Here is a 2,883-nt window from a genome sequence, read left to right on the forward strand (position 1 = left end):
TATTATATGGAGGAGTAAAATGATAAGAATAGGAACTGTAACTAATGTATACCCCAATAATGGTAAAGTCAAGGTATATTATGAGGATACTGAGAGTTCGTCTTTGCCCATTCCAATGCTAAGCATGAACAGAGAACAGTCTATGCCTGAGGTGGGGGATATAGTTATTACTTTACACTTAGCAAATGGTAGTAACAAGGGAGTTTGCCTTGGGACTTATTTTGATGATGACTATGAGGGTAGTGAAAAATATACTAAGGAGTTTGACGACAAGGCCTTTCTTGAGTGTGAAAAAGGGAAGTATAGACTTAAATGTGAAGATGTAAAGTTGGAGGCTAAAGAGATAACCCTTAAGTGTAGTAAGGGCAGTATTACTTTGTCTGAATTATTAAAGAAACTGGATGAGCATGAAAAACAATTGAAAAATCACGAGAAACGGTTAGCAGTTTTGGAGAGCAAAATATAGGGGGATAGGGTATGGCGAAAATAGGCAATCTGGGAAAGCTCATTACTTTTCAGGTAAGTTCTAAAAAAGTGCTTACATTTAATGACATGGAGAGGAAGGTAAGTGGAAGATGGGTTGTTCATGATGTGATAAAAGGAAAGCCAAAGTCTGAGTTTTTAGGGGCCGGCCTTCAAGAAGTATCGTTATCTGTGCTTTTGTTATCAACTATGGGGGTAAAACCGAGAAAGACTCTTGAGCGTATAAGAAAAGCTACAGAAAGAGGGGAACGGTTTACTTTTGTCATAGGTGGAAAACCGATAAGTAAAAATAAATGGGTAATAACAGAGACAAGTGAAACATGGGATGTTATATTTTCAAAAGGTGAACTTGTACAGGCTAGGATAGAATTAAATTTAAGGGAATACAGGTAGGATGGGCGATATGGAGTTTCAAAATGAATTTAGCGGCTTTACGGAAAAAGAACTTGAGGATGTGGATGAATGTGTGTCTAATCTTTTATCAACTATAGCAGGAGAACAAGGACTTGATAGGGATTTTGGGATAGATACAAGTGGTATTACTGATATGACTACGGAAGAAGCGGAGAATATGCTTACTATAGAGGTTATAGAGAAAATTGATAGATATGAGCCGAGGGCTGAGGTAGATGATATTGAATTTATACATAGTGATGAGGGAAGAGTAAGCCCGAAAATATATTTTAAAAAGAGGGAGAGTGAAGATGAGCAAGATTAATGAATTACCTGATTTAGATTTTATAGATGGTACAACTATTGAAGATATAAAACGGGAGATGGTAAGTGATTATGAGGCTGAGTATGAAAGGATTGCTGGGAAGAAAGTATATTTATCAGAGGCAAGTCCTTATATGATGCTTATCAATGCGGCGGCATTACAGATATATCAGCTTATGCAGTATGTAGATAATGCAGGTAAGATGAATCTTGTTAAGTATTCAAGGGGAGAATATCTTGATAATCTTGTGGCTTTTAAGGGGATGGAAAGGAAGTCGGAGGAAAGTGCAAAGACGGTTTTAAGGTTTGAAATTAGCAAACCTCTGGAATTTGTATTATCTATAAACGAGGGGACAAGGGTTACTGATGGGAATGAGGTGTATTTTGAGACTGAACAGTATGCGGAGATTAAGCCGGGGACAGTTTATGTGGATATACCGGCAAAATGTACGGAGAAAGGATTAAAAGGTAATGGGATAGGAATAGGCAGACTAAATATCCTTGTTAACCCTATCCCTTATGTGGGAGTAGTGAAAAATATAAAGGAAACGGCTGGTGGAAGGGAAAGGGAAGTAGATACTGAACTTAAAGAGCGTTACCTTGAGGGAATTGAAAGTTATTCGACCACAGGGAGTGAAGGTGCGTATAAGTTTTTTGCTAAACAGGCAGATAAGGATATAGCAGATGTGCTAGTAAAGTCTGATGAAGATGCAACTGTACATATAACGGTATCAAAAAAAGGCGGGGGGTTACCCGATGTAGAGTTACTACAAAGGGTAAAGGAATATTTAGAAAGTGGAGACAGAAAGCCGTTAACTGATAAGATAAAGGTAAAAGCTCCTGAAAAACTGGAATATAATGTAGAACTTACATATTACATCAGTTCGGATAAAAAATCTCTTGTGGATAAGATAAAGGAAGATGTGGATAATGCAGTAAAGTTGTTTAATGAGTGGCAGATGGAAAAGATTGGCAGGGATATTAATCCTTCGTATTTGATAAGTAGGGTGATGGAGACAGGAATAAAGAGGGTTAATGTAGAAAGTCCTATATATATACAAACTCCAATTGAATCTATACCGATAGTTAATAGTATTAGTGTAACCTATGGAGGTATTGAGGATGATTGATCTAAAGAATAGCAGTATAACTTATTTATTACCGATGCACTTAAAACAAAAGACAGAGGTTAAGGCACTTGCTTTTGCTATTAATAATATGGTAGGAAGGCTATTAAATTTATGTAGTAGGATTGGACTTTATTCAAGGATTGATGAACTGGATGGAGAAATTTTAGATGTGCTTGCGACTGAGTTAAAAACACAGTTTTATGATGTTTCTTTTGATGTTGAAATCAAAAGAAAGCTAGTGAAGAACACTATTAAATGGTACATGAAGACCGGAACTCCTTTAGCTGTAGAAGAAGTTGTAAGAGCTATATTTGGTGAGGGCAAGGTAATAGAGTGGGATAAATATGGTGGCAAGCCTTTTAGATTTATGATAAAAACTAACGGGGCAATAGATGATGCTAATGTGGAGAAATTCAAGGAGCTTATAAGGAATGTGAAGAATGTAAGGAGCATTCTTGATGGGGTGGAGATAGAAAGAGGAATAAACAGTGGTTATAATTATGGCTCATATACTTATGGATATTATAAAATGCCTGATATAAGATAGTTATAT

Annotated in this window: 5 protein-coding genes; all 5 read left to right on the forward strand. The window is 36.5% G+C overall.

Translation table 11 applies throughout. The features are described 5' to 3' along the window. The first annotated feature begins 19 nt into the window (after positions 1–19). Genes ACTTKP_RS11990 through ACTTKP_RS12010 form a run of 5 tightly spaced genes read left to right on the forward strand, consistent with a single transcriptional unit; the run spans position 20 to position 2,877 of the window. Positions 20–466: a hypothetical protein gene (locus ACTTKP_RS11990; RefSeq protein WP_442554118.1), complete on the forward strand. Its 447-nt coding sequence runs from the start codon at positions 20–22 to the stop codon at positions 464–466. Between the two features lie 11 nt (positions 467–477). Next, positions 478–876 (forward strand): phage tail protein, encoded by a 399-nt coding sequence (locus ACTTKP_RS11995; RefSeq protein WP_442554119.1) that lies wholly within the window; start codon positions 478–480, stop codon positions 874–876. Positions 877–886: 10 nt separating this feature from the next. Then, complete coding sequence (locus tag ACTTKP_RS12000) at positions 887–1,201, forward strand: GPW/gp25 family protein (protein WP_442554120.1); 315 nt, start codon at positions 887–889, stop codon at positions 1,199–1,201. After that, positions 1,188–2,330: a baseplate assembly protein gene (locus tag ACTTKP_RS12005; protein WP_442554121.1), complete on the forward strand. Its 1,143-nt coding sequence runs from the start codon at positions 1,188–1,190 to the stop codon at positions 2,328–2,330. The genes ACTTKP_RS12000 and ACTTKP_RS12005 overlap by 14 nt, the downstream gene beginning before the upstream one ends. Further along, positions 2,323–2,877 carry a phage tail protein gene (locus tag ACTTKP_RS12010; protein WP_442554122.1) on the forward strand — a complete coding sequence of 185 codons (555 nt, stop codon included), beginning with the start codon at positions 2,323–2,325 and terminating at the stop codon, positions 2,875–2,877. Before ACTTKP_RS12005 ends, ACTTKP_RS12010 begins: the two co-directional genes overlap by 8 nt. Positions 2,878–2,883 lie beyond the last annotated feature (6 nt).

The sequence above is a fragment of the Catonella sp. genome (assembly GCF_052169795.1).
Lineage (GTDB): Bacteria > Bacillota > Clostridia > Lachnospirales > Lachnospiraceae > Catonella.

Excerpts from the sequence above, each read along its gene's own strand:
- ACTTKP_RS12005 (WP_442554121.1), top strand. The coding sequence starts at position 1,188 with ATGAGCAAGATTAATGAATTACCTGATTTAGATTTTATAGATGGTACA.
- ACTTKP_RS11990 (WP_442554118.1), top strand. The coding sequence starts at position 20 with ATGATAAGAATAGGAACTGTAACTAATGTATACCCCAATAATGGTAAA.
- ACTTKP_RS11995 (WP_442554119.1), top strand. The coding sequence starts at position 478 with ATGGCGAAAATAGGCAATCTGGGAAAGCTCATTACTTTTCAGGTAAGT.
- ACTTKP_RS12010 (WP_442554122.1), top strand. The coding sequence starts at position 2,323 with ATGATTGATCTAAAGAATAGCAGTATAACTTATTTATTACCGATGCAC.
- ACTTKP_RS12000 (WP_442554120.1), top strand. The coding sequence starts at position 887 with ATGGAGTTTCAAAATGAATTTAGCGGCTTTACGGAAAAAGAACTTGAG.